The sequence below is a fragment of the Lysinibacillus sp. FW12 genome, from assembly GCF_050817245.1.
GTDB classification, from domain to species: Bacteria; Bacillota; Bacilli; order Bacillales_A; family Planococcaceae; genus Lysinibacillus; species Lysinibacillus irui.
On sequence record NZ_CP139094.1, the window covers coordinates 329,342 to 354,456 of the forward strand.

Below are 25,115 nucleotides of genomic sequence, written 5' to 3' on the forward strand. Positions count from 1 at the left end.
TTTAACAATTACAATAATATACAGCAAGAATATTTAGTACGTAAAATAGAAATATTAGATATAATAGAGAACTATTATGCATTGAATTAATCTGTAAGCATCCTTCGACAAAAAAATATAAAAATTTTCACCAAATGTGTTGCATTATTTAGAATGCTTGCTATAATAAGAAATGTACTTAAGAGGTTATTTAAAACCGAATTGAATAGTATTGTTCCGAAGTAGCTCAGTTGGTAGTAGCACCTGACTGTTAATCAGGTTGTCGCAGGTTCGAGTCCTGCCTTCGGAGCCATTTTTTTGTCCATTTTTAAGATTCTGTTGTACATAAAATTTTTTTGTAGAAAAGTGTTGCAACAATTAGGAAAAGATGTTATTATAAGTCTTGTCCTGTTTAAGACATAAGAATGGCCCCTTGGTCAAGTGGTTAAGACACCGCCCTTTCACGGCGGTAACACGGGTTCGAATCCCGTAGGGGTCACCATTAAAACATAGGCTTTAAAAAGAAAATAAACTGTGACATAACACCTGTTTCTATGGAGGATTAGCTCAGCTGGGAGAGCATCTGCCTTACAAGCAGAGGGTCGGCGGTTCGAGCCCGTCATCCTCCACCATTATTGTGTTATTCCGGAGGGGTAGCGAAGTGGCTAAACGCGGCGGACTGTAAATCCGCTCCTTAGGGTTCGGCGGTTCGAATCCGTCCCCCTCCACCAGTTTTATAAATGATTGGGGTATAGCCAAGCGGTAAGGCAACGGATTTTGATTCCGTCATGCCTAGGTTCGAATCCTAGTACCCCAGCCATTTTTCTTTTATGAGCCATTAGCTCAGTTGGTAGAGCATCTGACTTTTAATCAGAGGGTCGAAGGTTCGAGTCCTTCATGGCTCACTTTTTTAGAATAAAATACATTCAAAAGTGTTATATTAATTACTGATAACTAATCTCTTACTGAAAACAGTAGGAGATTTTTTTATGTTCTCTAAATTTGAATAAATATGCACATTTTTGTCGGGTTGAGCCAAGTGGTATGTAGGCTTTACAATAATCTTATAACTTTTAGGGGGTATAAAAACATGAATAAACTTAATATTTCTATTATTGGAGTACCAACAGATTACGGACAAGCACGTCGTGGTGTAGATATGGGACCTAGTGCTATCCGTTATGCGGGGGTTGTAGAACGTTTAGAAGCTATTGGACACGAAGTACAAGATCAAGGGGATATTCGTGTTAGCCAAAAGCAAGCGGATGCCGCAGTAGATGAAAAATTACTTAATTTAGAGGAAGTAGTGGAGGTTAGTACTGCTTTAGCTAATAGTGTGCATGAAGTAGTGGAACAGAAAAAGTTCCCGCTTGTATTTGGTGGAGATCACAGTATTGCGATTGGGACATTAGCGGGACTAGGTGAGCATTATAAAAACCTTGGTGTTATTTGGTATGACGCTCATGCGGATTTAAATACACCTGAGACAACACCTTCAGGTAATATCCATGGTATGCCATTAGCGGTTAGTATCGGACTAGGTCACGAACGTTTAGTCCAAATTCGCAACTATGCTCCAAAAATTAAACCAGAGAACGTTATTATTATCGGAGCTCGTTCAGTAGATCCTGGTGAGCGTGATTTGATTAAAGAGCAAGGCATCAAAGTTTATACAATGCATGAGATTGACCGACTTGGAATGACGCGTGTCATGGAAGATGCACTCGCTTATTTAAAAGAGCGTAATGTTGATGGTTTACATTTATCTCTTGATTTAGATGGATTAGATCCGCTATATACTCCAGGGGTTGGTACGCCTGTTCCAGGAGGAATTACGTATCGTGAAAGTCATTTAGCAATGGAGATGCTACAGGAATCTGGGATGGTAACATCAGCGGAGTTTGTAGAAGTAAATCCAATTTTAGATGAGAAGAATACAACGGCAAATGTAGCTGTTGCATTAATGGGATCATTATTTGGAGAAACACTAGTTTAAAGAAAATTTTACAAAAAATTGCCTGTTGCCACATTGCATAAAAATCTTTTGCTATAATTAAATTAAAACGAAACTTTTCTTATCGATGGGTCGTATAGTATAAGACAGTTGTAAAGGTGGAGAAGTCAACACGATGGATGCGTTAGTAAATAAGAGAATAAAACAAGTGCTTAAAGGCGATCAAAACGCATTTGCCGATATTGTGAGTCTCTATCAGCACAAACTGTACCAAGTATGCTATCGAATGTTAGGCAACAAACAAGAGTCCGAAGACATTGCTCAAGAGGCTTTTGTGCGTGCTTATATGAACTTGCATACATTTGATCAGAAAAGAAAGTTTTCGACGTGGCTTTATCGCATAGCGACAAACCTCTGCATTGACCGTATTCGAAAAAAGAAACCGGATTATTATTTAGATGCAGAAGTAGCTGGTACAGAAGGGCTTGATATGTATTCGCAAATCGCAGCAGACGACCAGCTACCAGAGGAGCAGTTAGAGCAAATGGAGCTGCAAGATCGCATTCAATATGAAATTGGACGTTTGCCGGATAAATACCGTTCAGTTATAGTATTGAAGTATATAGAAGAGTTATCGTTGCAAGAGATTAGCGAGATTTTAGATATGCCGCTTGGAACGGTGAAAACAAGGATTCACCGCGGACGTGAGGCATTACGTAAACAGTTAAACAATCTGTAGGAGGGGGAGCGTCATGAATACTTGTCCAGAGCATATTATAGACTATATGCATGATTATTTAGACGGTGACATTAGTCGTGAGCATGAGCAAGAGTTGAAACAACACTTGCATACATGTAATGATTGTAAACAGTTGATGCAAGAATTGAGTGAAACAATCGCCTTTGTGAAGAGTGCTTCCCATATTACAGCGCCTCCGGATTTTGAAGCAGCAGTAATGGCTCGTTTACCTAAGCCAAAAAGTCGAGTAGGTATACAAAAATGGATACGCCGGCATCCGTTTTTTGTGGCAGCAGCAGTATTTTGCTTATTTATGAGTGCTACATTATTAGGTAGCTTCATGGATGATCAGCATTTCTCCGTAACCAAACAACCAAATTTAGTTGTGGATGGTCAAACGGTGATTGTACCTGAAGGAGAAGTGGTGAAGGGTGATATTGTTGTGAAAAACGGCGATTTGATTGTTGAAGGTGAAGTTGATGGCAACGTCACAGTGATTAACGGGCAATATATGGCATCTTCAGCGGTAGTTTCCGGAAGAATTGAGGAAATTGACGAAGTATTTGAATGGCTTTGGTATACGATTAAAAATTCTGTAAAGACGGCCATGACATTTGAGGAAAAAGAAGAAACTAAATAACACTCTATACGTCCTAAAAAATAGTGCACGTGAGAGGCTGAAAGGTCTACTCTTTAGAGTAGACTTTTTATTTGAAAAAAGTTACATTTGTTAAGAATGTGATATACTTGAATGTGTATGGATTCGCAATGAAAAGTGGGGGATGCCACGTGCAAATTATCGAACATTTCACGGATTTAACTCCTGTGAATATTGTTATTAACTTCATTGATGTACTGCTCGTTTGGTACGTTGTTTATAAAGTCTTAACCCTCATTAAAGGTACAAAGGCTGTCCAATTACTTAAGGGAATTTTCGTCATTATTATTGCACGAATTGCAACAGACCTTTTAGGGTTACAAACACTAGGCTGGATGTTACAACAGGTCATTGAGTTTGGTTTCTTAGCGATTATTATCATATTCCAACCTGAAATCAGACGTGGTCTAGAACAAATTGGCCGAGGAAAGCTATTCCAACGTTCATCTAGTCAAGAAGAAGAAGAACAAACAAGACTCATTGAGGCTATGAAGAAGTCTGTTAGTTATATGGCTAAAAGACGAATTGGTGCGTTAATTTCTATAGAAAAAGAAACGGGTCTTAATGAATATATTGAAACAGGTATAGGACTAAATGCTGAAATTTCGTCAGAACTTCTCATTAATATCTTTATACCTAATACGCCGCTACATGATGGAGCGGTTATTATGCAAAAAGATAAAGTTACGGCAGCAGCATGTTATTTACCACTTTCTGAAAGTCCGTTTATTTCAAAAGAGCTAGGGACACGTCACCGTGCTGCACTTGGTTTAAGTGAAGTTACAGATGCTATTACAATTGTTGTATCAGAGGAAACGGGTGCAATTAGTCTTACATTAAACGGTAATCTCCATCGCAATCTTTCTCTAGAGGAGTTCGAAACACTGTTACGCAAAATGTGGTTCGGTTCAGCACAGGAATCTAATGCAGCCTCTAAGTTGACTTGGAGGGGGAAAAAGAATGGATAAAATGATGGATAGCCCTTGGGTATTAAGAATCATCGCGCTATTTTTAGCATTTTTGCTTTTTTTCTCAGTTCGTACTGAGCTATCTCCAATAAGTAAAACAACAACGAACGAACAAACAGATGTCATTCGTGATGTTCCAGTAGATGTTTATTACGATAATGAAAATCTTATTGTATCAGGCTTACCTGAAACAGTCGATGTTACCATTGAAGGTCCAATGCCTCTGGTTTTAAAAGCAAAAGCCGCAAAAGACTTTTCTATATTTGTTGATTTAAGCAATTTATTGATTGGAGAGCATGATGTAAAGCTAAAATACGAAAATATTTCTGATAAGTTAAAGGTTACATTAGACCCTGCAACAGTTCATGTGAATATTGAGGAAAAGGTCACACAGGAATTCCGTGTTGACCCTGAAATGAATAAGCGTCTCATCCAAGAAGGTTATATATTAAAAGATATGACAGCCAATCCTCCTACCGTTTACGTGACGGGTGCAAAAAGTGCTATTGAAAGCATAAGCTATGTAAAAGCTACTGTTACAGGTGAACAAGGTCTTACTCAGTCATTTTCACAGGAGGCAGCAGTAAAAGTATTAGATCGAGATTTAAATAAGTTAGATGTGACAATTGAACCTGAAACAGTTAAGGTTCAAGTAGATATCGAAGAATATAGTCGAGAGATACCTGTTGTGCTCAGGGAAACAGGGCAAGCGGCACAAGACATTACGATTAATTCATTAACATTTACACCGAAAATGATTAAAGTATTTGGTAGAAAATCAATTATTGATGGTTTAACTGAAATACCAATTACAGTTGACCTGTCAAAAATTACAGAGTCCAAAACATATGAATTTGATGTAAAATTACCAGATGGTGTAACAAAAATATCTGACAAAAAAATAAAAGTGAAGGCAGATATTACAAAGGTAGAGAAAGAGGAACAACCGAAAACACCAGCTTCTACAGAGGAAACGCCACAGTTACCGCCACCTCCAACTGAAGAAACTGATGAGGTTGATGATAACACTACTACTGATAAAAATACGCCAACTGAGGAAACGGAAGATATTGATTCTTAAACAATATGTGACTATAATTTTATTTTGATTCTAAATCAAAAATCCAATCGGAGTTTGTTTTGGTGAGTAGGAATTATTCTTTCACCAAACAAACTGGCTGATAGGAATGTTAATAATTACCAATGAATGAACAAAACAGACTTTTCCAAAAGTAGGCGGACAAGTATCTAATGAATTTATTCATTAGGCACAGTCTTGCATTGAAGGAGAGAATAAGTAGAATGGGTAAATATTTTGGAACAGATGGCGTCCGTGGCGTCGCGAATAGTGAATTAACACCGGAATTTGCATTTAAACTTGGTCGTATAGGTGGCTATGTTTTAACAAAGGATGCAACTGACCGTCCAAAGGTTTTAATTGGTCGTGACACACGTATTTCAGGTGAAATGCTTGAAGGTGCACTTGTTGCTGGTCTTTTATCAATTGGAGTAGAGGTAATGCGTCTGGGTATTATTTCAACGCCAGGTGTGGCATATCTTACTCGTATTATGAGCGCAGATGCAGGCGTCATGATTTCAGCTTCACATAACCCAGTTGCTGATAATGGCATTAAATTTTTTGGTCCGGATGGCTTTAAGCTAACTGATGCACAAGAAGAGGAAATTGAAGTACTACTGGACGCTCAAGAGGATACATTACCACGTCCAATCGGCGCAGAATTAGGTTCTGTAAGTGATTACTTCGAAGGTGGTCAAAAATATATTCAATACTTAAAGCAAACAGTGGATGAAGAATTTGATGGTATCCATGTCGCACTAGATTGTGCACATGGTGCAACATCATCATTGGCTACACATCTATTTGCGGATCTAGAAGCTGACATTTCTACAATGGGTGCTTCCCCAACTGGCTTAAATATTAATGATGGTGTAGGCTCAACACATCCAGAGGGATTAGCTAAATTTGTTTTAGATAAAAATGCAGATGTAGGTTTAGCATTTGATGGTGATGGCGACCGTTTAATTGCTGTAGATGAAAACGGTAAAATTGTTGATGGGGACCAGATTATGTTTATCATTGGTAAGCATTTAAATGCGGTTGGACGTTTGAAGAAGCAAACAATTGTTTCAACAGTAATGAGCAACATGGGCTTCTACAAAGCTGTAGCAGACAATGATATGCAAAGTGTACAGACAGCTGTAGGAGATCGTTATGTTGTCGAGGAAATGCGTGCCAATGATTACAATTTAGGTGGCGAACAATCAGGACATATCGTTTTTCTAGATTTTAATACAACAGGTGATGGTTTACTTACAGGAATTCAGCTTGTTAATATTATGAAAGCGACAGGTAAAAAGCTTTCAGAACTTGCTGCTGACATGAAAATATTCCCTCAGCGTCTTGTTAATGTTCGCGTAACAGACAAGCATGCTGTGACGGATAATACGAAGGTTGCAGCTGTAATTGCAGATGTAGAAGCTGAAATGGCAGGCAATGGTCGTGTCTTAGTACGTCCTTCAGGTACAGAGCCACTAGTACGTGTTATGGTGGAAGCTGCAACAGAAAATGATTGTGAGCATTTTGTTGAGCGTATTGCGGACGTTGTACGTCAAGAAATGGGTTTAACAGAATAGTGTTAATTAGAAACTCGATTTCCATTTACAGGAGATCGGGTTTTTCTTATTTGTAAAAATGTTTTAAATAAGTGAGATGGGGAACAGTAATAAGGAGTCACAATAACAAGGAGTGTTTTATTGATATGGCTAAAATTGCTACAGTTATTACGGATATGTTCGAGGACATTGAATTTACAAGTCCTAAAGAAGCTTTAGAAGCGGCTGGACATCAGCTAGTAACAATTGATACGGAAGCAGGTAAGGAAGTAAAGGGGAAACATGGAGCGACCGTAAAAATCGATAAAGGCATTGATGAAGTAAAAGCTATAGAATTCGATGCTCTCTTTATCCCTGGTGGTTTTTCTCCTGATATATTACGCGCGGATGATCGTGTAGTGGCATTTGTTAAATCCTTTATGGATGATATGAAGCCTACCTTTGCCATTTGTCATGGACCACAACTGCTCATTACAGCTAAGACTTTAAATGGTCGTGATGCAACAGGCTATAAATCCATTCAAGTAGATTTAGAAAATGCTGGGGCAATATTCCATGATGAAGAAGTCTTTGTTTGTCAAAAGCAGCTTGTAACAAGTAGAACACCAGATGACCTCCCAGCCTTTAATAGAGAAATCGTTAAATTATTGGGTAGTAAATAAAAAGCGGGCACAAGCATGAAGTTGCTTGTGCTTTTTTATGGCTCTGGCGTTGACCTGTAAATGAATTCATATGTTATTTGATCATATCAATTGGTAACTCTTTTATGATAGCTAATATTATTTTGTTTACATAATTGTCACGAAAAAGCATTATGAATAGGTCTTTTTTATAACGAAAATTTGACGGATAGCATATGATTGAGTATGATGGAGAAGTTGAAGATGAGGTCCGACCTTGTTCTTTAACGAGCGCATAAGGAGGGGAAGAAAGCGTAAAATCGGAAAACAATTATAGCGCCTGAGCTGAAGAAATCGGACGAATAGATCTTCAGCAGACGAGGTGGAGGATTATCGAAAATTCGGCGGATGCCTCCCGATCGACATACCCGATTGTCATTTTTCATTTTGAAAGCATTTAAGTGATTGAATGTACAGAAAATGAAAAAGGTATAGTTAAAAGCAAAAGATAAATAGAAGAAACTTCACATATCGAAAGAGCTCGGTTCAGAATGGCTGAATCAGTAATTTGTTTGCATGTACAGGAGGCTTTATTTTTTATAAAAATAAAGTATAGCTTGTCCATTCAAAAAAGTTTGATAAGATGAGGTCTAATTTGTCATTGCATTAAATTGACATTATCGGAGGAAGAAAAATTATGTGTGGAATTGTAGGATATATTGGGGAATCAGATGCAAAGGAAATCTTATTAAAGGGCTTAGAAAAACTAGAATACCGTGGCTATGACTCAGCGGGTATTGCAGTTCGCAATGAAGAAGGCGTAACGGTTTTTAAAGAAAAAGGACGTATTGCCGACTTACGTGAAGCGGTAGATGAGGAAGTTGCAGCAAAAATTGGTATTGGTCATACTCGTTGGGCAACACATGGTGTGCCAAATCGTTTAAATGCTCACCCACATCAAAGTGCATCAGGACGCTTTACACTTGTGCATAATGGCGTTATTGAAAACTATCATTTATTACAAAAAACATATTTAAAAGGCATTCCAATGAAATCTGATACAGATACAGAGGTTATCGTCCAATTAGTAGAGTTATTTGTGAAAGAAGGTTTGAGCACAGCTGATGCTTTCCGTAAAACTCTATCTCTATTACATGGTTCATATGCACTTGCACTATTAGATGCAGAAGCGGCAGATACGATCTTTGTAGCGAAAAATAAATCGCCACTTCTAGTTGGAATTGGTGAAGGCTTCAATGTTGTAGCTTCAGATGCAATGGCGATGCTACAAGTAACAGATCAATACGTAGAGCTTCACGATAAAGAGGTAGTTATCGTACACAAAGCAAGTGTTGAAATTACAAAATTAGATGGTTCTGTAGTAGAGCGTGCGCCATATACAGCTGAGCTTGATATGAGTGATATTGAAAAAGGGACATATCCTCACTATATGCTTAAAGAAATGGATGAGCAGCCTACAGTTATTCGTAAAATTATCCAAGCATATGAAGGGGACAATGGCGATTTAACGATTGACGCAGAGATTTTAGAGGCATTACGAGCTGCAGATCGTTTATATATTATCGCAGCAGGCACAAGCTACCATGCAGGATTAATTGGTAAGCAATATTTCGAAAAAATGGCGGGTATTCCAGTAGAGGTTCATATTTCTAGTGAATTCGGCTATAATATGCCATTACTTTCAGAAAGACCATTATTTATCTTTATAACACAATCAGGTGAAACAGCAGACAGCCGTCAAGTGCTTGTGAAAATTAAAGAGCTTGGTTACCCAACACTAACAATTACAAATGTACCTGGCTCCACACTATCACGTGAAGCAGATCATACATTGTTATTACATGCAGGTCCGGAAATTGCAGTAGCTTCTACAAAAGCTTATGTTGCACAGGTAGCGGTTCTTGCTTTAGCAGCCTATGTAACGGCAAAGGCAAATGGCAAAGGCTTAGAATTTGATTTAAAACAAGAGCTTGCGATTGCTGCAAATGGCATCCAAACAATCATTGATTCAAAAGACGTGTTAGAAGATATTGCAGAAGACTACTTAAAAATCGCACGGAACGCATTCTTCATTGGCCGTAATATGGACTTCTATGTAAGCCTTGAAGGGGCATTAAAACTAAAAGAAATCTCTTACATCCAAGCAGAAGGCTTTGCTGGTGGAGAACTAAAGCACGGAACAATTGCCTTAATCGAAGAAGGTACTCCAGTGTTTGCTCTTGTCACACAAGCATCCGTCGGGCTAAACATCCGAGGTAATGTTAAAGAAGTAGTGGCTCGTGGGGCATATCCATGTATTATCGCAATGGCTGGCATTGACGAAGATGGTGACCGTCTAGTAATACCACATGTACACGAATTACTAACACCACTTGTGTCTGTAGTGCCACTACAATTAATTAGTTACTATGCTGCTCTACATCGCCGCTGTGATGTGGATAAACCACGTAACTTAGCAAAATCAGTGACTGTTGAGTAAGGTTTTATGTTAAAAAAGTTGTATTTGTAGACTTGAAAAAAAGATTGATAATACGTAAAAAAGACTGATAATAAGGGTAAAAGATTGATAATACGTAAAAAAGTCTGATAAAGAAACCTCTTGCCAATAAAATATTGGCAAGAGGTTTTTTAGTGTTTATGAATAGGTTCTTTAAAGTTTTATAGCTTTGAGATTTTCTTTTATATTCTAGCCAATAATTAAAATCTCATTTTTGTTATTCTTCAAACGGGCCAGATTGTGGAATAAAATCATTTTCATTTATATTATGTTATCAAACCAATATTTGGAAGGTTTTACCTCCATTAACTTAGCAAATCAGTAGAATAGTCAGTAAAGTTTCGAGAACACTCATGAGGTATAAATTTAATTGATTTTACTTGATACATTTTTTCTTTTAATATATAGATGATTTGAATATCCCCTATATATCCTCCTACAGGAGAGATTTGTCCTCTTCCACAATCGGGCGCATTTCTCTAAATAAGAAGTAACACTAATATATGCAAAGAAAAAGATGTAGAATCATTGTTTTCCTTTTCGTCTTAATAAGTATGTATTTAAGTACGTTGGGTACATTCAAAAATAATTTGTACAGATTAATGGTTCTTGTACATTTTATTGATAACAAAAACCCCAGTTTGATACTGGGGAGACGGTTTGTCAGGTAAAAATATTATTTTTCTGGATAATCTACATGTAATGGTGGTGGAACTAACCAACCTTTATTTTTATTTAGACGAAGTAGTTTTGCACCGATTTGAGCTTTTGCTGTATGAAATTGACTATACATTAGTGCAATATCTTCTCGAGTAGATGTTCCCATTCCTTGACTGCATGCAACTAATCCTGTAGCAAGGTCGGCTGTAAGTGCAGCACTTATTTCAGGATCATTAAATTTTGCTCCAGGAGGAATATCTTCCATCCTTGCAACAGGTCGTTCGGGTGAAGCAGGAGGTAGAGCAATACCATTAGTTTTTAGAATTTTTTCTAATTGTTTTACTCATCTCTACAAAGTTCAATAATATCTTCAATAATTTTCTTAAGGTCTTCATCTCCAGCATGATTGTAAAATGTTTGATAGCCAGAAATTATACCATAGTTGTTCACAACTAAACCCGACCAAACACTAAATACTTCACCATAATGCAATGGTTCATCTTTTGGATTTCCACCCATAATACCCATAATTACAATGTAAGGATAGTATGGTTAAAATTTAAAAAGGTTTAATTAAAAAATTATGTTACTGAACATTTTGAGGACATCATGTAATAGTATTTCAATAATAGGGCGCTTTCCTGGAAACGTGGAAAGTGCCTTTTAGATTAATTAGAGTTCAAAACAAACTATTGATGCATTGCTGCTGAACAATAAGCGCATATAAAAACACTGTTTATCAGTCTATTTTCCCAGAATTAAATCAATACTTTTAGACCGGAACATATATTTAAATAATAATATTTCGGTTATATTGGTAGTTAATTACCAATTTACTTGCAATGCATATACTTTTGCGTTTATTATGTTACACTAATATCGTAAACCAAATAGAGGAGGAAATGGAAAATGAATACTAAAAGGTTTTTTTCAGTAATTTTTTCTTTTGCGTTTATTTTTCTATTGAATGTCGGTACATCTAATGCAAGTGAAGTAGTTTTAAACGACACAGAGATTGAAAAATTGAGAGAAAATTACATATCACTAGGTATTGATGAAGTAACAGGAGAAAAGCTAATTCAAAAAGTATTAAATGGGGAGCTATTAGATTCACAAAACCCTGAAAAAATTAAAGAAAAAGAACATGAGCTTGTTTTACTACCAGATGGCGAAACAAATATCATAGTTTTTGATGACGGTTCGAGAATTGCTTTACAAATGGAAGAAGAAAATTTAATTACACCATATGGGTATTCTGAAGTACCTGTGAGCAACAGTTGTTCTTCAGGTTCTGGATATAATACATGTACTGTTACAGTAAAATACAATGATTTAATATGGACTATTTCATATAAAACAACAGTAACTCGTGTACAGGGTGGACAAACTACAATAACAGATCCTAGAGACCTATATGTTGATATGGTTTTATACGATTGGTTAACATTGGATCAAAAAGCTACTAATCCAACGGCAACTAGTTCAAAACCAGCTAGAACTGCTTGGAAATTCAAGGCTTCTCATAAAACAGGTTTGTACACAGTTACAAGAGATCTTGCAGTATATGCAACAAACTCAAGTATTTATGCTAGACTAGAATGGCAATAATTTTTTAAATATTAAAAGACAAAATCAATTATTTAGGTTTTGTCTTTTTATATTTAATATGAATTAGCCGTAAGGGAGATAAATTATGGACATTATAGTTTTAATAGCAATATTATTAATTATTTTTTTCACGAGTAGCACAATAGAAAAAAAAATAGAAAAAATGAATGATAAAAATTCAGAGATAATTGAGTTATTAAAAGATATAAAAAATGAACTTAAAAACAAATAAAAAACATTGAAATTTTTTTGCCTTATTCCTAAAAGGAGTAAGGTATTTTTTTCTCATTAGAAATTTGTACATAAATCCATCGTTTTGTATACACGGAATATACTCTACTAAAAAATCAGGTTTATTAATTTGAAAAAAACCATATTTGACTTCTAGCTTAGGAGTTAAAAAGTAAAGGTTCAAAAATGCAGGCAAAAGGTTCTAGCCCCTGCTGTTACAGAATCAGACTTGAACTGAGAGTTCTTTGGATGTAGATGAGTTTCAATATGAAGGGAGATTTTCTAAGTGTCATACATCAAAAGAAATGTTAGATCTTTACAATAGCAACAAGACTGTAGGTATGTTTAACAACAGGAAGTAAAGAAGCGTTAATGATACACAAATATGGATTTTCCCCAACATAGATGATGACAATCTAATTTTCGTGTATTTTTATATTCAACAATCGTGTGCAATTGTTGGGCAACAAATCAACTATAAAATTAAAAGGATCGAGCCATACACAATTATTATAAATAATCGAGAAACACACTTTCCTTCCAATGATAATGAAAATTAAAAGCAAAACCCACAATAAAGGAGCTTTATGTCCTATATTGAGGATTTTTATTAATTCCTAAGTATACAACTTTTTTGCAACACTTATGTGGATATCTTATCCAATAAAAAGAATTTAAAAATGCGTCTTTTAGCGTTTGAAAGTATAAGACCTTTTTTTAACTTAACAGTGAGTAATCCAAGGTTTAATGGACAAATAAAGCAGAGTAGTTGTTACTGTACCAAGGTTTTTTATAAAGATTAAAAACTTCTGCAATAATTATAATTTATGTTTTCCTCTCAAAAGTCCTCTGTCATTTAATGGTATATAAAGCCTTCAACTGATTTGGTTGAAGGCTATTCAACTATTCCTTTGAACTATAGTATAATCAAGAAATTAAGTTTGATTCAAACTAGCCTTTCTTATGATATTTAGTAAGTTTTTATAGATTCTTCCTATTCAAAAAAGCAGTCAGATTACATAGCTTTGTCTTTATATTTCCTAGCAACGACATGAAAAAAGTTTTCGCTTTTTAAATAATTGGAGTGGCATATTTTTAACTATAGTGAGGTGAAAATTAACAGTAATAAATGAAGTACACTAGTCGAAAAGGAAAAAATACATTGAAGAAAAATAAGATTCCATTACAAACAAAAATATTGGGACTAATTAGCACCCTGATCCTTTTTATTGTATGTCTTCTTGCAAGCGTATTTGCTTACTTGCAATATGTTGATGCTAGGACGCAAGTAAAACAATTAGCATTGCAATCGGCTATGACTATTTCTCTCATGCCGGAACTTAAAGAATCTATTGGGAAAAGCGATTTAGAGCTAAGTTTTCGTCCAATTGCTGATCAGGTAATAGATCAGGTAAATGCGGAAAATATTATTATTGAAGATCGAGAGAAGATTATTTATTCGCATAGAAACCCAAGTCAGGTCGGTAAGAAGAGTTTTGACCATACAAATAATCATGGATTAATATTTGGTGGCTCTAATAATTTTGAAGTGGAACGCGAGAGTGATTCTGTTTTAATAGGGAAGGTTCCTATCATTGCAGACAATGGAGAGTACACTCGTGTAATTGGAACCGTAGCAGTTGAATACGCGGAAAAAGACATCTATCAAAATATTTACAAGCGTGTTAAGTCTATTCTCATTGCATCTTTAATTGTTTTAATTTTAGGAATCATTGGTGGTATTTTTTTAACCAAAAGTATTAGAAAAGATACTATGGGCCTGGAACCGCATGAAATCTCGTCATTATATAGGGAAAGAAGCGCCATTTTGTTATCGGTCAAGGAAGGGATCATAGCAATAGATCATAATGGATTCTTAACTTTAATTAATCATTCTGCAAGGTCAATGTTGAACCTTATTGATGATTCCTCGATTGGCCAACATATTAAATTTGTATTACCATCCATTAATATCGACTATGTCCTGCAGAAGGGTAAGCCAATTCATAATGTAGAGATAATAATAAATGAGAAAGTATTTATTTTTAACTTTATTCCAATCATTGAAAATGAACAGATTGTGGGTGTAGTTTCTAGTTTCCGAGATAAAACAGAGCTGAAAAAGCTTATTGATACGATCACGGAGGTTCGCGAATATTCAGAGGGACTTCGTGCCCAAACTCATGAGTACGCTAATAAACTTTACTTATTATCAGGGTTAATTCAATTAGAGAGATACCAAGATGCATTTGAATTTATACAAAAGGAGTCAACTAATCATCAGCAACAGAACCGTATACTTTTTAATCAAATTCATGATATAAATGTTCAAGCTATACTATTAGGGAAACTAGGTAAAGCATCGGAAAAGAAAATTACTTTTGAAATTGATCCCGATAGTTATGTAGACCTCTTACCAAGTCATATAGGAATCACTGATATCGTTACAATCATTGGAAACCTTATTGATAATGCTTTTGATGCAGTAGCCAACCAAGAAGAGCGAAAGGTGATCTTTTCAATTACAGGAATTGGGAATGATATCATTATTGAAGTAGCAGATAACGGAAAGGGGATTGCTGAAGACGTATTAGATTCTATATTTGATTTACACAGCTCATCTAAAGGTAAAAACAGAGGGTACGGCTTATTTAATGTTAAACAAATTGTAGATTCTTTAGGTGGAACAGTAGAAGTAAATAATGACAAAGAAGGAGGGGCCATTTTCACGGTATTCCTTCCGAAAAAAATTAAGGGATAAAATGAAACCTACTCAGTGAAATTTTCTAGAGCTCCACTGATGTTGAAATTAAGGGTTTACTCCCATCTAAGACGTTAAACGGGTTGGTGTTTATATACCAGCAAAGCGAGATAAAAGAAGGAGAGGAGAAAAATGATTAAGGTTGTCATAGCGGAAGATGATTTTCGAATTGCACAAGTACAAGAACAGTTTTTGCAAAAGGTACCAGATGTAAAGGTCGTTCAGAAGGCACTGAATGCAAAGGAAACAATGGAAATACTAGAGAATTACGAAGTTGATTTGCTTTTTTTAGATATCTATATGCCTGATGATCTTGGAACAAATTTGTTATCAAAGATTCGAGAAAATTATCCTTCAATTGATATTATTATGGTGACTGCTGCAACAGAAAAAATAATGCTTGAAGCGGCTGTGAGATATGGTGTTAGTAATTATTTATTGAAGCCAGTGACCTTGGAGAAGTTTGTTGAAGCAGTTGAAGAATATAAAAAGAAGAAAAGACTACTAAGCCATAGTGATGAGGTGAACCAAGTATTGATTGATCGATATTTTGGGGTTGCTAATCAAACCTCCGTCAATCAAAAAGATTTACCTTCAGGTGTAGATCGTCATACTTTGGACAAAGTGAAAAAAGTAATGAAAGAACTAAAAGGCGGTATTTCCATTGAGGAAATGGGTGAACAAATTGGAGCATCACGTACCACTGCAAGAAGGTATTTAGAGTTTCTCGTTTCAATTGATGTTTGTACGGCAAAACATGAATATGGAGTCGTCGGTAGGCCTGAGAGGAAATATTACTATAAAGGATAACAAGGTTCGATCAATAATATGGACAAGGAATGAACAATGAGAAAAATAATGAGTATTTTCACGCTTATTGTCATACTTTGCTGTGGTTGTTCACAAGATGAGGGGCAAGAAGCTATAACAGATACAGTAACAATCATTGCTCCAAGCTCTATAGGTGGAGGTTGGGACAAAACAGCAAGAGCTATACGGGACATTTTAGTGAATAACAATTTGGTTGACGAAGACATTCATGTACTGAATAAAATAGGTGCTGGTGGAGAGCTAGGATGGAAATATACAAAGCAGCAAAAAGATCATGTGCTGGCAATGAATTCAAGCCTACTCATTACCAATCATTTATTGGGACAAAGTAAGTTAACTTATAAAGATTTTACACCGATTGCCACCCTAGCTACTGAATGGGATGTTGTCATTGTTTCAAAGGATTCAGAAATAAAAAGTGCAAAAAATTTAATGGAGAAGCTGAAAGAAACACCTCAAGCATATAAAATAGGTGTCTCCCCGAGATTAGGCAATGATGATCAGATTTCTTTTGTATTAGCGAGTAAACAGGCAAAAGTAGAACCTGAAAAACTAGATTTTTTTGTATATGAAAATAGCAATCAAGTAGTGGATGCATTATTAAAAAAGCAAATAGATGTTGCAACGATGACTTTATCCGAGGCTAAAAAATATTATGATTTGAATCAGGTGCAACTGCTCGTCATTTCATCAGAGAAACGATTAAAGGAGCTTCCCGAAATTCCTACATGGACAGAAGAAGGAATTGATTTAGTTTTTAAACATTGGCGCGGCATTATGGGACCGCCTAATATGTCAAAAAGGGAAATCGAATTTTGGGAGATGACATTTGCAAAAATGGTAAGAACTGAAGAATGGAAACAAACTTTAAAGAAATATATGTGGGAAGATTTTTATATGAACAGTAGTGAAACCTCAAAATTTCTTGATGAGGAAAATAAGAAATATGAGAAATTATTAGAAATTTATTAAGAAGAGCTACTCTTTAATATTTTAATGGAAAATTAATGGTTTTTTCTTCTTTATTATATTCAGATATGACTTACAAGGTTGACTTATGAGACCTATGTTTTTGTATTTCTACCATTTCATACATGTGGTAGAGAGATCATGCATAGTCCTAGGTTAGCCTTTTTTGTTTTGTGTTAGGGAAGACATTAGGTGGCGTAAATCTTAAATTTACCGTGAACAAAATGTACGAAATAGATAAAAAGAAATTAATAAACATTAATTTGTAAACGATTACATTTGATCGAAATTATTTTATTATAGGGTAAATATTCGAAAAATTAGTTATTTATCGAATTGGTAAATAATTTAGTAGAGCAATTGGGGGGAGAATTATGCTAGCAATTTTAGGCTTTTTAATGATATTAGTATTTATGATTTTGATTATGACGGGTCGTCTTACAGCAATGATTGCATTAATTGTAGTTCCAATTACGTTTGCAGTTATAGGTGGATTCGGAAGTGAAATGGGTCCGATGATGTTGGATGGAATTAAAAGTGTCGCTCCAACAGGGATTATGATTTTATTTGCAATTCTATTCTTTGGTATTTTGATTGATGCTGGTGTATTTGATCCAATCATTAAAACAATTCTAAGGTTAGTAAAAGGTGATCCTGTAAAAATTGCCATTGGAACAGCAGTTTTAGCTCTTTTGATTTCTTTAGATGGTGATGGTACGACAACATACATGATTACTATTTCTGCATTTCTGCCGCTTTATAAAAGAATTGGCATGCGACCAATTGTATTAGCTGGTATTGCCGTTTCAGCTTCAGGTGTAATGAATCTTCTACCTTGGGGGGGACCAACGGCAAGGGTTATGACAGCTTTGAATCTTGAAATGTCAGAGGTTTTTACACCCGTAATTCCTGCAATGATTGGCGGCGCTATCTTTGTTCTGTTTATGGCATTTATGTTCGGAAGAGAAGAAAGAAAGCGAATTGGCGTTATAGAATATGATTTTGAAGCTACAGCTCAGCTTGCTGCAACAGTAGAAGATGACCATTTAAAACGTCCAAAATTAATTGTCTTTAATTATGCTCTAACAATCGTCCTTTTAGTAGCATTAATTATGGAGTTATTACCACCGGTTACATTATTCATGCTTGGTTTTGCGATTGCGATTACTGTAAACTATCCAAAATTAAAAGATCAAAAGGAACGTATTGCGAATTATGCTGACAATGCATTATCTGTTGTTTCAATGGTTTTTGCAGCAGGGATTTTTACAGGAATTCTTTCAGGTACATCAATGGTAGATGCGATGGCAAACTCAGTTATTGATTATATTCCAGATGCTATGGGTTCACATTTTGCTGTTGTTACAGCGATCCTTAGTGCACCATTTACATTCTTTATGTCAAATGATGCCTTTTACTATGGAGTACTGCCGCTACTTGCTAAGGCAGGAGCAGTATATGGCATTGATCCAGCCTTAATCGGTAGGGCTTCCCTTTTGGGGATGCCAGTCCACCTTTTAAGTCCACTTGTTCCATCTACTTATTTATTAGTCGGTATGGTTGGAGAAGATTTCGGCACATTACAACGTATCTTCTTAAAGTGGGCATTCGGCTCTACAATTGTCATGATTATTGTTTGTGTAGTATTAGGAATTTTTCCTCTTTAATGAATTATCGTTACGCAATATCTCTTATCCATAAAAACAGAATCGGCAAATCAATCTGTTTTTATTTGGATAATCAACATAATTAAACATTTCAATCTAAAAACGCCCAGAGTATAATCTGAGCGTTTTTATTACGCTTTAATATGTACAATCAAGCGTCATCCCCACCCATTTAAGATTATTGCATTAGGTTTGAATAGATAATTTTAGAACCGGATATAAATATAAAAAAATTGAAAGGAACTAGTTATGGAATTTTATAAAGAGAAAGAAATCTATTGTTTTAGCTGTCGAAAAAAAACTATATTTACCTGTAAAGATATGCATAACAAAATTGGGGTAGACAGCCATTGTAGCGAATGTTCAGGTATTTGGTTTGAGTGGCAAAATAGAGCAGTTGAAAGAGAAATGGAAAAATGGATTGAATATAATAAAGGGCTCCTTAACTAGTTTTAGGGTGGTTAGAGGTTTTGGGACTATCCAAAATTAATCTATACCGATTGTAGCTTAGTAGAAAATAAAATCATTTACCTCTATTTTTCTTAGTAGTGAAATGATTTTTTTATTAGATTAATTTCCATAATTTATTATTTTTTATATAAAGATGTAACCTTTTAAAATAGTAAAACGTTTAATATAGTAAGCCAAGTAATCAAAAGGTGTTTATATTTTTAAGATAATGTGGGTGGGTTTTCAACTAATTAAGAAATAGTTATGTATAACTTATACAAAGGAGTGTTTTTATGAAAAAGCTATTGATTATAACAAGTTATTTAGGGTTTTTTCTATTAGGAGGTTTGACTTTTACGTACTTCTCAACATCTGAAGCGGCTAGCATTACGAAAAAGATCGAAGTAGTTCAGGATAAGATTAGTTATTATGTAGATAAAGTTGAAAAAGTACCCCCTGAAGGTCAATCTGGATTTATCTATCAAGGCACTACATATGTTCCAATGCGCTTTGTTGCTGAGTCTTTAGGAGAAAAGGTGACATGGGATGGGAAAACTAAATCAGTTTATATTGGTGATGTTCCAAAATTTATCTCTTTAAAAGATGTAAAGCCTATTGGAAGTGAGGAAGACCACTTCTTCCACAATCCAAGCACTGTCGTTATTAGTACAGGAGAGAAGTTTGAACAATCCTATCAGCTTGGTGGTTATCATGGCGGAGGAGCTGTACAAGATCATACCGTTGAATATTTAGCTAACGGAAATTATAAAGGATTCGAAACATATTTGGCGCCAGTTAAAAAGTTAGTAGCTGGTTCTTCAGGTATAGGGTCCTTGAAGATTTATGCGGATAATAAATTGATTTACGATAGTGGCTCAATAAAAGACAAGGTGAAGGTAAATATTAATTTAGAGGGAGCTACAAAAGTGAAATTTGAAATTGTAGGAAGTGGATTAGGTATATTAAATCCTAAATTTGTTCAATAATCGTTACGTTTATAAACAGAGAAGATGACATGTTGTCATCGTCCTAGTATTGGTATCTATTTATTAAATGCTAAGTTACAAAATAAGCGGGTAAAAGTATTTAATATCATTTAGAGTAAGACGTGGATGATGTAAAGCCGTCTTATTAAAAGTGAATTTTTCTCGTAAAAGTTAGATTACTTTCTAACTTTTGCGAGTTTTTTTTATGCATGCCTAGTAAATAGTATTTTATTTCCAACAATCTAAATAGTCGGATTATTGTTGCAACACTAAAAAAATCATGATAATATTAGTAAAACGTTTTACTAAAACGTTTTACTTGTGAAGGGGATGAACATATTGAGAAATAAACGAATTGCAACGATTGGGGATGCAATGGTCGTTTTTAATCCATCTAAGACAGGTCCTCTACGTTTCGTTCCTTCCTTTGAGCGAGCTGTTGGTGGTGCAGAATTAAATTTTGCAATAGGTGTTACACGTTTAGATATGGAAGCAAAATGGATTAGTTGTATTGGAGACGATGAATTTGGCAAGTTAATTTATAACTTTGCGCGTGGTGAAGGAATCGATGTATCACATGTTTTACGAACACCCCATATTCCAACGTCTATCTACTTTAAAGAAATTCGGGAAGACGGGGCAGGTAAATCGTTTTATTACCGTAACCCATCACCTCTACTTGAGTTGACAGAAAATCGTATAGATGAGTCAGTACTTGATGATGTGGATTTATTACATATTAGCGGAGTGTATTTAGCAGTATGTGAACATAACATTCAAGTTGCATTGAAATTAATTGCCTTAGCACAGGCAAAAAGTATTCCTATATCCTTTGATCCAAATTTACGTTTAAAACTATGGTCTATAGAAGATGCCAGAGAGGTTTATGAAAAAGTGTACCCATCTATCAATCTTCTGCTAACAGGACAGGATGAATTTGAACTTTTATTTGAAGGGCGAACAGTTAAGGACGTTCAAGAGAGTTATAAAATAGATGAAATTATTGTAAAAAAAGGTGAGCAAGGTGCAACGGTTTATACAGCCACTGAGCAGTATGATCGAGAGGCTTTTACTATTCGTGCTATTGACACAGTTGGAGCAGGGGATGCATTTGATGCGGCCTATGTCTATAGCTATTTAAATGGTGATGATATCGAAGAACGTCTCCGTTTAGCCAATGGCGCAGGTGCATTGGTAGCAACGATTAAAGGAGATAATGAGGGTCTTCCATCATTGCAAGAGTTAAGACAATTTATCGGCGACGAAAAATTAATTGAACGTTAGGGGTTGTCAGGAGTGCAAAAAATTGAAATTTTGAAAGCGTTGTCAGATGCAAAAGTTGTCGCTGTTATTCGGGGACGTTCACCCGAAGAAGCGACGGAAATTTCAAAAGGTGCCATTACAGGTGGCATTCGAGCAATTGAAATAACGTATACAACACCTTTTGTTGAAGAAACCTTTAAAGCATTACGCGATTGTGATGCAATAATTGGAGCTGGCACAGTATTGGATGTTGAGACTGCACGTCACGCCATATTAAACGGTGCAAAATTTGTGGTTAGTCCTAGCTATAATGCTGCGATTGCGAAGCTTTGTAATCGTTATAGCATACCGTATTTACCTGGGTGTATGACTATTACAGAGATGGTGACAGCCCTTGAAGGTGGTAGTGACATTATAAAATTATTCCCGGGAAATCAATATGAACCAAGCTTTATTAAAACTGTTAAAGGCCCTCTCCCAAATATCACAATTATGCCTACAGGCGGTGTGGGTTTAACTAATATGAATAAATGGTTAGATGCTGGTGCGGTAGCGGTTGGTATTGGAAGTGATTTAAATAAAGCATTTGCAACAGATGGCTATGAAGGTGTTGTAGCTCAAGCAAAAGCTTATATGGAAAATCTATCAAACTAGGAGGTAACAAGTATGAATATGACTTTTAGATGGTATGGTCGTGGCAATGATACAGTGAAACTAGAAGATGTGAAGCAAATACCTAATGTAAAGGGGATTGTTTGGGCACTCCATCACCTACCAGCAGGGGAAGTATGGTCTAAAGAAGCTATTCAAGATGAAGTTGATTATATTCAGTCTTTTGGATTCCATACAGATGTCGTAGAAAGTGTCAATGTCCATGAAGATATTAAACTAGGATTGCCAACACGTGATCAATATATTGAGAACTATAAACAATCTATTCGGAACCTTGGTGAAGTAGGTGTTAAAGTTATTTGCTATAATTTCATGCCAGTATTTGATTGGACACGTACAGACTTATTCCATCCATTAGAAGATGGCTCAACGGCTCTCTACTTCGACAAGGAGAAGGTAATGAATTTAGATCCACAAGAACTGGTGAATGAAGTAAGTGCTTCTTCGGATTTAACCCTTCCAGGATGGGAACCAGAACGATTAGCTCGACTTTCAGAATTATTTGAGCAGTACAAAGAAGTTGATGAAGTTAAACTTTGGGATAACTTAGCTTACTTCTTACAAGCTATTTTACCAGTTGCAGAAGAAGTAGGTATTCAAATGGCGATTCATCCAGATGATCCACCGTATTCAATCTTTGGCTTACCGCGCATTATTACAGGATCAGAAAGCTATGAAAAATTAATTAAAATATCTGATTCAAATGCGAATGGCTTTACGTTTTGCTCAGGTTCAATGGGAGCAGACCCACAAAATGATATGGTAGCAATCGCTGAAAAATACGCACATCGTGCTCCGTTTGCCCATATCCGTAATGTGAAAATCAAGGAAAATGGTAGTTTCTTTGAAACATCGCATTTTACATCGGATGGCTCAATCGATATTAAAAATATTGTCCGTACATTAAATGACCAAAACTATGAAGGCTATGTTCGTCCAGATCATGGTCGTCATATTTGGGGCGAACAATGTCGTCCAGGCTACGGCTTATATGATCGTGCACTTGGCATTATGTATTTAAATGGTCTTTGGGATGCTTATGAAAATCTAAAGAAATAGGTGACATGTATGAAAGCACTACAAGTAATGAAACCTTTTGAAATGGCTTTAATTGATGTAGCAGAACCAGTGATAACAAATTCAACAGACGTGCTTGTACAAACAGCATATGTTGGAATATGTGGCTCAGATATGCATATTTATCATGGTTCGAATCCATTAGCGACATTACCTCGTATACCTGGGCATGAAGTTGTTGGACGTGTATTAGAGGTTGGCCAAGAGGTGCAAGGATTAAAAGTGGGTGACAAAGTTGTTGTCGAACCAATTCGTTATTGTGGTGAGTGCTACGCTTGCCGTAAAGGACAACCAAACGTCTGTGAACAGCTTTCTGTTTTTGGTGTTCATGAAGATGGAGGTATGCGTGAGCGTTTTGTAGTTGCAGAAAAGCAATTGCATAAAGTAGCAGATCACACACCTTTTGAAGAGGCTGTCTTAATCGAACCTTACACAATTGGCGCACAAGCCGTATATCGTGGTGAACTACAGAAAGGTGAAACCCTATTAATTCAAGGTGCAGGACCGATTGGCATTTGTATTTTAAAGATGGCTAAATTAATGGATGCTCGTGTAATGATTTCTGATTTGGATCCAGCTAAGCTTTCATACGCAAAAGAACTTGGAGCGGATGAAGTTGTCAATGTAAAGGAACAAGATTTATTAGAGGCTGTTAATCAATGGACAGATGGAGTAGGTGTCAATGTATCTATTGATGCGGTATGTATTCCACTAACATTTAAGCAATCGATCGATGCTGTTTCAGTTGCTGGAAGAGTGGTAGTTCTTAGCTTTGGAGAGGAAGCCATTGAGCTTGCCCCCCTACCAATCACGAAAAAGGAATTATCGATAAAGGGATCACGTTTACAAACATTCCAATTTGAAAACGTAGTGAAGCTTGTTGATGCTGGGATGCTACAGCAACAAGGTTTAATTACACATACTTTCTCATTACATGAAGCAAAAGAAGCCTTTGAATATATAGAAAAAAACCCAAATGAAGTACGTAAAGTTATTTTAAAAGTAGGTGAGAAAGGTGCATGAAGCATTACAAAATAAAGTTGCCGTTGTAACAGGTGGTAGTGGTGTTCTTTGCTCAGAGATGGCAAGGGAATTGGCTAGGCAAGGTATGCGAGTTGCCATTTTAAATCGTACAGCACAAAAAGGAGAAGCAGTCGTCCAATCGATTAAAGAAAATGGTGGAGAAGCTATTAATTTTACTGTGGATGTTTTAAACAAAGAATCATTAATAGCATCGAGACAAGCAATTTTACAGCGTTATGGTCAAATTGATGTTCTTATTAACGGAGCGGGTGGCAATCATCCAGATGCTATTACGGCTGATGAAGTATATAAAGAAGAATCAATTACACCCAATTTCTTTGAATTAACGGCAAACGGTTTTGAAAGCGTATTCTCGAATAATTTTACAGGTACGTTTATAGCTTCTCAAGTTTTTGGAGAAGCATTGCTGAAAACGAAGGGGACGATTATTAATATTTCATCCATGAGTTCCTATGCCCCTATGACAAAAGTGCCTGCATATAGCGCGGCAAAAGCAGCGATTAATAACTTTACGCAATGGATGGCTGTGCATTTTGCAGAAGCAGGTCTACGAGTTAATGCCATCGCACCTGGATTTTTTATTACTGAACAAAACCGTAATTTATTGCTGACTGAAGATGGATCACTAACAACCCGTTCAGAAAAAATTATTACAGCTACACCACAAAAGCGTTTTGGAAAACCACAAGATTTATTAGGAACATTATTATTTTTAGCTGATGATACATACTCAGCATTTGTCACTGGCGTAACGATTCCTGTTGATGGTGGATTTATGGCTTACTCCGGCGTTTAACAGAGGGGATTTATTTCAAATTTAGGGGTG

The 25,115-nt window shown here is 35.9% G+C and carries 20 protein-coding genes, 6 tRNA genes and 1 pseudogene; 26 read left to right on the top strand and 1 reads right to left on the bottom strand.

Going from position 1 to position 25,115, the window contains the following annotated elements; translation table 11 throughout:
* The first annotated feature begins 215 nt into the window (after positions 1 to 215).
* From SJW71_RS01715 to glmS, 14 genes are all read left to right on the top strand, one after another.
* Positions 216 to 292: transfer RNA gene (locus SJW71_RS01715), tRNA-Asn, on the top strand.
* A gap of 114 nt (positions 293 to 406) precedes the next feature.
* Positions 407 to 481, top strand: a tRNA-Glu gene (locus SJW71_RS01720).
* Positions 482 to 535: 54 nt separating this feature from the next.
* A tRNA-Val gene (locus tag SJW71_RS01725) sits at positions 536 to 611 on the top strand.
* Positions 612 to 626: 15 nt separating this feature from the next.
* A tRNA-Tyr gene (locus SJW71_RS01730) sits at positions 627 to 710 on the top strand.
* A gap of 14 nt (positions 711 to 724) precedes the next feature.
* Positions 725 to 799: transfer RNA gene (locus tag SJW71_RS01735), tRNA-Gln, on the top strand.
* A gap of 12 nt (positions 800 to 811) precedes the next feature.
* Positions 812 to 884: transfer RNA gene (locus SJW71_RS01740), tRNA-Lys, on the top strand.
* A gap of 185 nt (positions 885 to 1,069) precedes the next feature.
* Positions 1,070 to 1,975, top strand: coding sequence for an arginase (gene rocF, locus SJW71_RS01745; protein ID WP_274794933.1), 906 nt, complete (start codon positions 1,070 to 1,072; stop codon positions 1,973 to 1,975).
* Between the two features lie 133 nt (positions 1,976 to 2,108).
* Positions 2,109 to 2,672: an RNA polymerase sigma factor SigW gene (sigW, locus tag SJW71_RS01750; RefSeq protein WP_004225410.1), complete on the top strand. Its 564-nt coding sequence runs from the start codon at positions 2,109 to 2,111 to the stop codon at positions 2,670 to 2,672.
* A 13-nt stretch (positions 2,673 to 2,685) separates the two neighbouring features.
* On the top strand, positions 2,686 to 3,312 hold the full coding sequence (locus SJW71_RS01755) for an anti-sigma factor family protein (RefSeq protein ID WP_312506593.1): 627 nt from the start codon (positions 2,686 to 2,688) through the stop codon (positions 3,310 to 3,312).
* A 149-nt stretch (positions 3,313 to 3,461) separates the two neighbouring features.
* Positions 3,462 to 4,298 carry a diadenylate cyclase CdaA gene (gene cdaA, locus SJW71_RS01760; RefSeq protein ID WP_274794931.1) on the top strand — a complete coding sequence of 279 codons (837 nt, stop codon included), beginning with the start codon at positions 3,462 to 3,464 and terminating at the stop codon, positions 4,296 to 4,298.
* Entirely contained in the window at positions 4,291 to 5,379 is a 1,089-nt protein-coding gene (locus SJW71_RS01765) for a CdaR family protein (protein ID WP_274794930.1), read from the top strand. The genes cdaA and SJW71_RS01765 overlap by 8 nt, the downstream gene beginning before the upstream one ends.
* 221 nt (positions 5,380 to 5,600) lie before the next feature.
* Entirely contained in the window at positions 5,601 to 6,953 is a 1,353-nt protein-coding gene (gene glmM / locus SJW71_RS01770; protein WP_274794929.1) for a phosphoglucosamine mutase, read from the top strand.
* A gap of 125 nt (positions 6,954 to 7,078) precedes the next feature.
* Entirely contained in the window at positions 7,079 to 7,594 is a 516-nt protein-coding gene (locus SJW71_RS01775) for a type 1 glutamine amidotransferase domain-containing protein (RefSeq protein ID WP_274794927.1), read from the top strand.
* A gap of 655 nt (positions 7,595 to 8,249) precedes the next feature.
* Positions 8,250 to 10,052, top strand: coding sequence for a glutamine--fructose-6-phosphate transaminase (isomerizing) (gene glmS, locus SJW71_RS01780; protein WP_322610530.1), 1,803 nt, complete (start codon positions 8,250 to 8,252; stop codon positions 10,050 to 10,052).
* A gap of 694 nt (positions 10,053 to 10,746) precedes the next feature.
* On the opposite strand, the pseudogene SJW71_RS01785 reads toward glmS, so the two are convergent.
* A pseudogene (locus SJW71_RS01785) lies at positions 10,747 to 11,258 on the bottom strand (DUF3231 family protein).
* Positions 11,259 to 11,639: 381 nt separating this feature from the next.
* On the opposite strand from SJW71_RS01785, the gene SJW71_RS01790 reads away from it, so the two are divergent.
* The 12 genes from SJW71_RS01790 (at position 11,640) to SJW71_RS01845 (ending at position 25,085) form a co-directional block, all read left to right on the top strand.
* Complete coding sequence (locus SJW71_RS01790) at positions 11,640 to 12,338, top strand: hypothetical protein (RefSeq protein ID WP_407135430.1); 699 nt, start codon at positions 11,640 to 11,642, stop codon at positions 12,336 to 12,338.
* 85 nt (positions 12,339 to 12,423) lie between these two features.
* Complete coding sequence (locus tag SJW71_RS01795; RefSeq protein WP_169745643.1) at positions 12,424 to 12,570, top strand: hypothetical protein; 147 nt, start codon at positions 12,424 to 12,426, stop codon at positions 12,568 to 12,570.
* 1,161 nt (positions 12,571 to 13,731) lie between these two features.
* On the top strand, positions 13,732 to 15,330 hold the full coding sequence (locus SJW71_RS01800; protein ID WP_431811679.1) for an ATP-binding protein: 1,599 nt from the start codon (positions 13,732 to 13,734) through the stop codon (positions 15,328 to 15,330).
* Positions 15,331 to 15,462: 132 nt separating this feature from the next.
* A complete protein-coding gene (locus tag SJW71_RS01805) occupies positions 15,463 to 16,140 on the top strand; it encodes a response regulator (protein WP_274794917.1) in 678 nt (225 codons plus the stop codon).
* A 48-nt stretch (positions 16,141 to 16,188) separates the two neighbouring features.
* Entirely contained in the window at positions 16,189 to 17,133 is a 945-nt protein-coding gene (locus tag SJW71_RS01810) for a tripartite tricarboxylate transporter substrate binding protein (protein WP_431811680.1), read from the top strand.
* A 371-nt stretch (positions 17,134 to 17,504) separates the two neighbouring features.
* On the top strand, positions 17,505 to 18,797 hold the full coding sequence (locus SJW71_RS01815; protein ID WP_341387066.1) for a CitMHS family transporter: 1,293 nt from the start codon (positions 17,505 to 17,507) through the stop codon (positions 18,795 to 18,797).
* Between the two features lie 743 nt (positions 18,798 to 19,540).
* The gene (locus SJW71_RS01820; RefSeq protein ID WP_274794914.1) at positions 19,541 to 20,233 is read left to right on the top strand and encodes a stalk domain-containing protein; all 693 of its coding nucleotides are present in this window, start codon (positions 19,541 to 19,543) and stop codon (positions 20,231 to 20,233) included.
* A 330-nt stretch (positions 20,234 to 20,563) separates the two neighbouring features.
* Entirely contained in the window at positions 20,564 to 21,517 is a 954-nt protein-coding gene (locus tag SJW71_RS01825) for a sugar kinase (RefSeq protein ID WP_341387064.1), read from the top strand.
* A 12-nt stretch (positions 21,518 to 21,529) separates the two neighbouring features.
* Positions 21,530 to 22,150, top strand: a complete 621-nt coding sequence (locus tag SJW71_RS01830) for a bifunctional 2-keto-4-hydroxyglutarate aldolase/2-keto-3-deoxy-6-phosphogluconate aldolase (RefSeq protein WP_274794912.1) — start codon at positions 21,530 to 21,532, stop codon at positions 22,148 to 22,150.
* Between the two features lie 12 nt (positions 22,151 to 22,162).
* The gene (uxuA, locus tag SJW71_RS01835) at positions 22,163 to 23,227 is read left to right on the top strand and encodes a mannonate dehydratase (protein WP_274794911.1); all 1,065 of its coding nucleotides are present in this window, start codon (positions 22,163 to 22,165) and stop codon (positions 23,225 to 23,227) included.
* A 9-nt stretch (positions 23,228 to 23,236) separates the two neighbouring features.
* Positions 23,237 to 24,268, top strand: a complete 1,032-nt coding sequence (locus SJW71_RS01840; RefSeq protein ID WP_431811681.1) for a zinc-binding alcohol dehydrogenase family protein — start codon at positions 23,237 to 23,239, stop codon at positions 24,266 to 24,268.
* Positions 24,252 to 25,085, top strand: a complete 834-nt coding sequence (locus tag SJW71_RS01845; RefSeq protein WP_431811682.1) for an SDR family oxidoreductase — start codon at positions 24,252 to 24,254, stop codon at positions 25,083 to 25,085. The genes SJW71_RS01840 and SJW71_RS01845 overlap by 17 nt, the downstream gene beginning before the upstream one ends.
* Positions 25,086 to 25,115 lie beyond the last annotated feature (30 nt).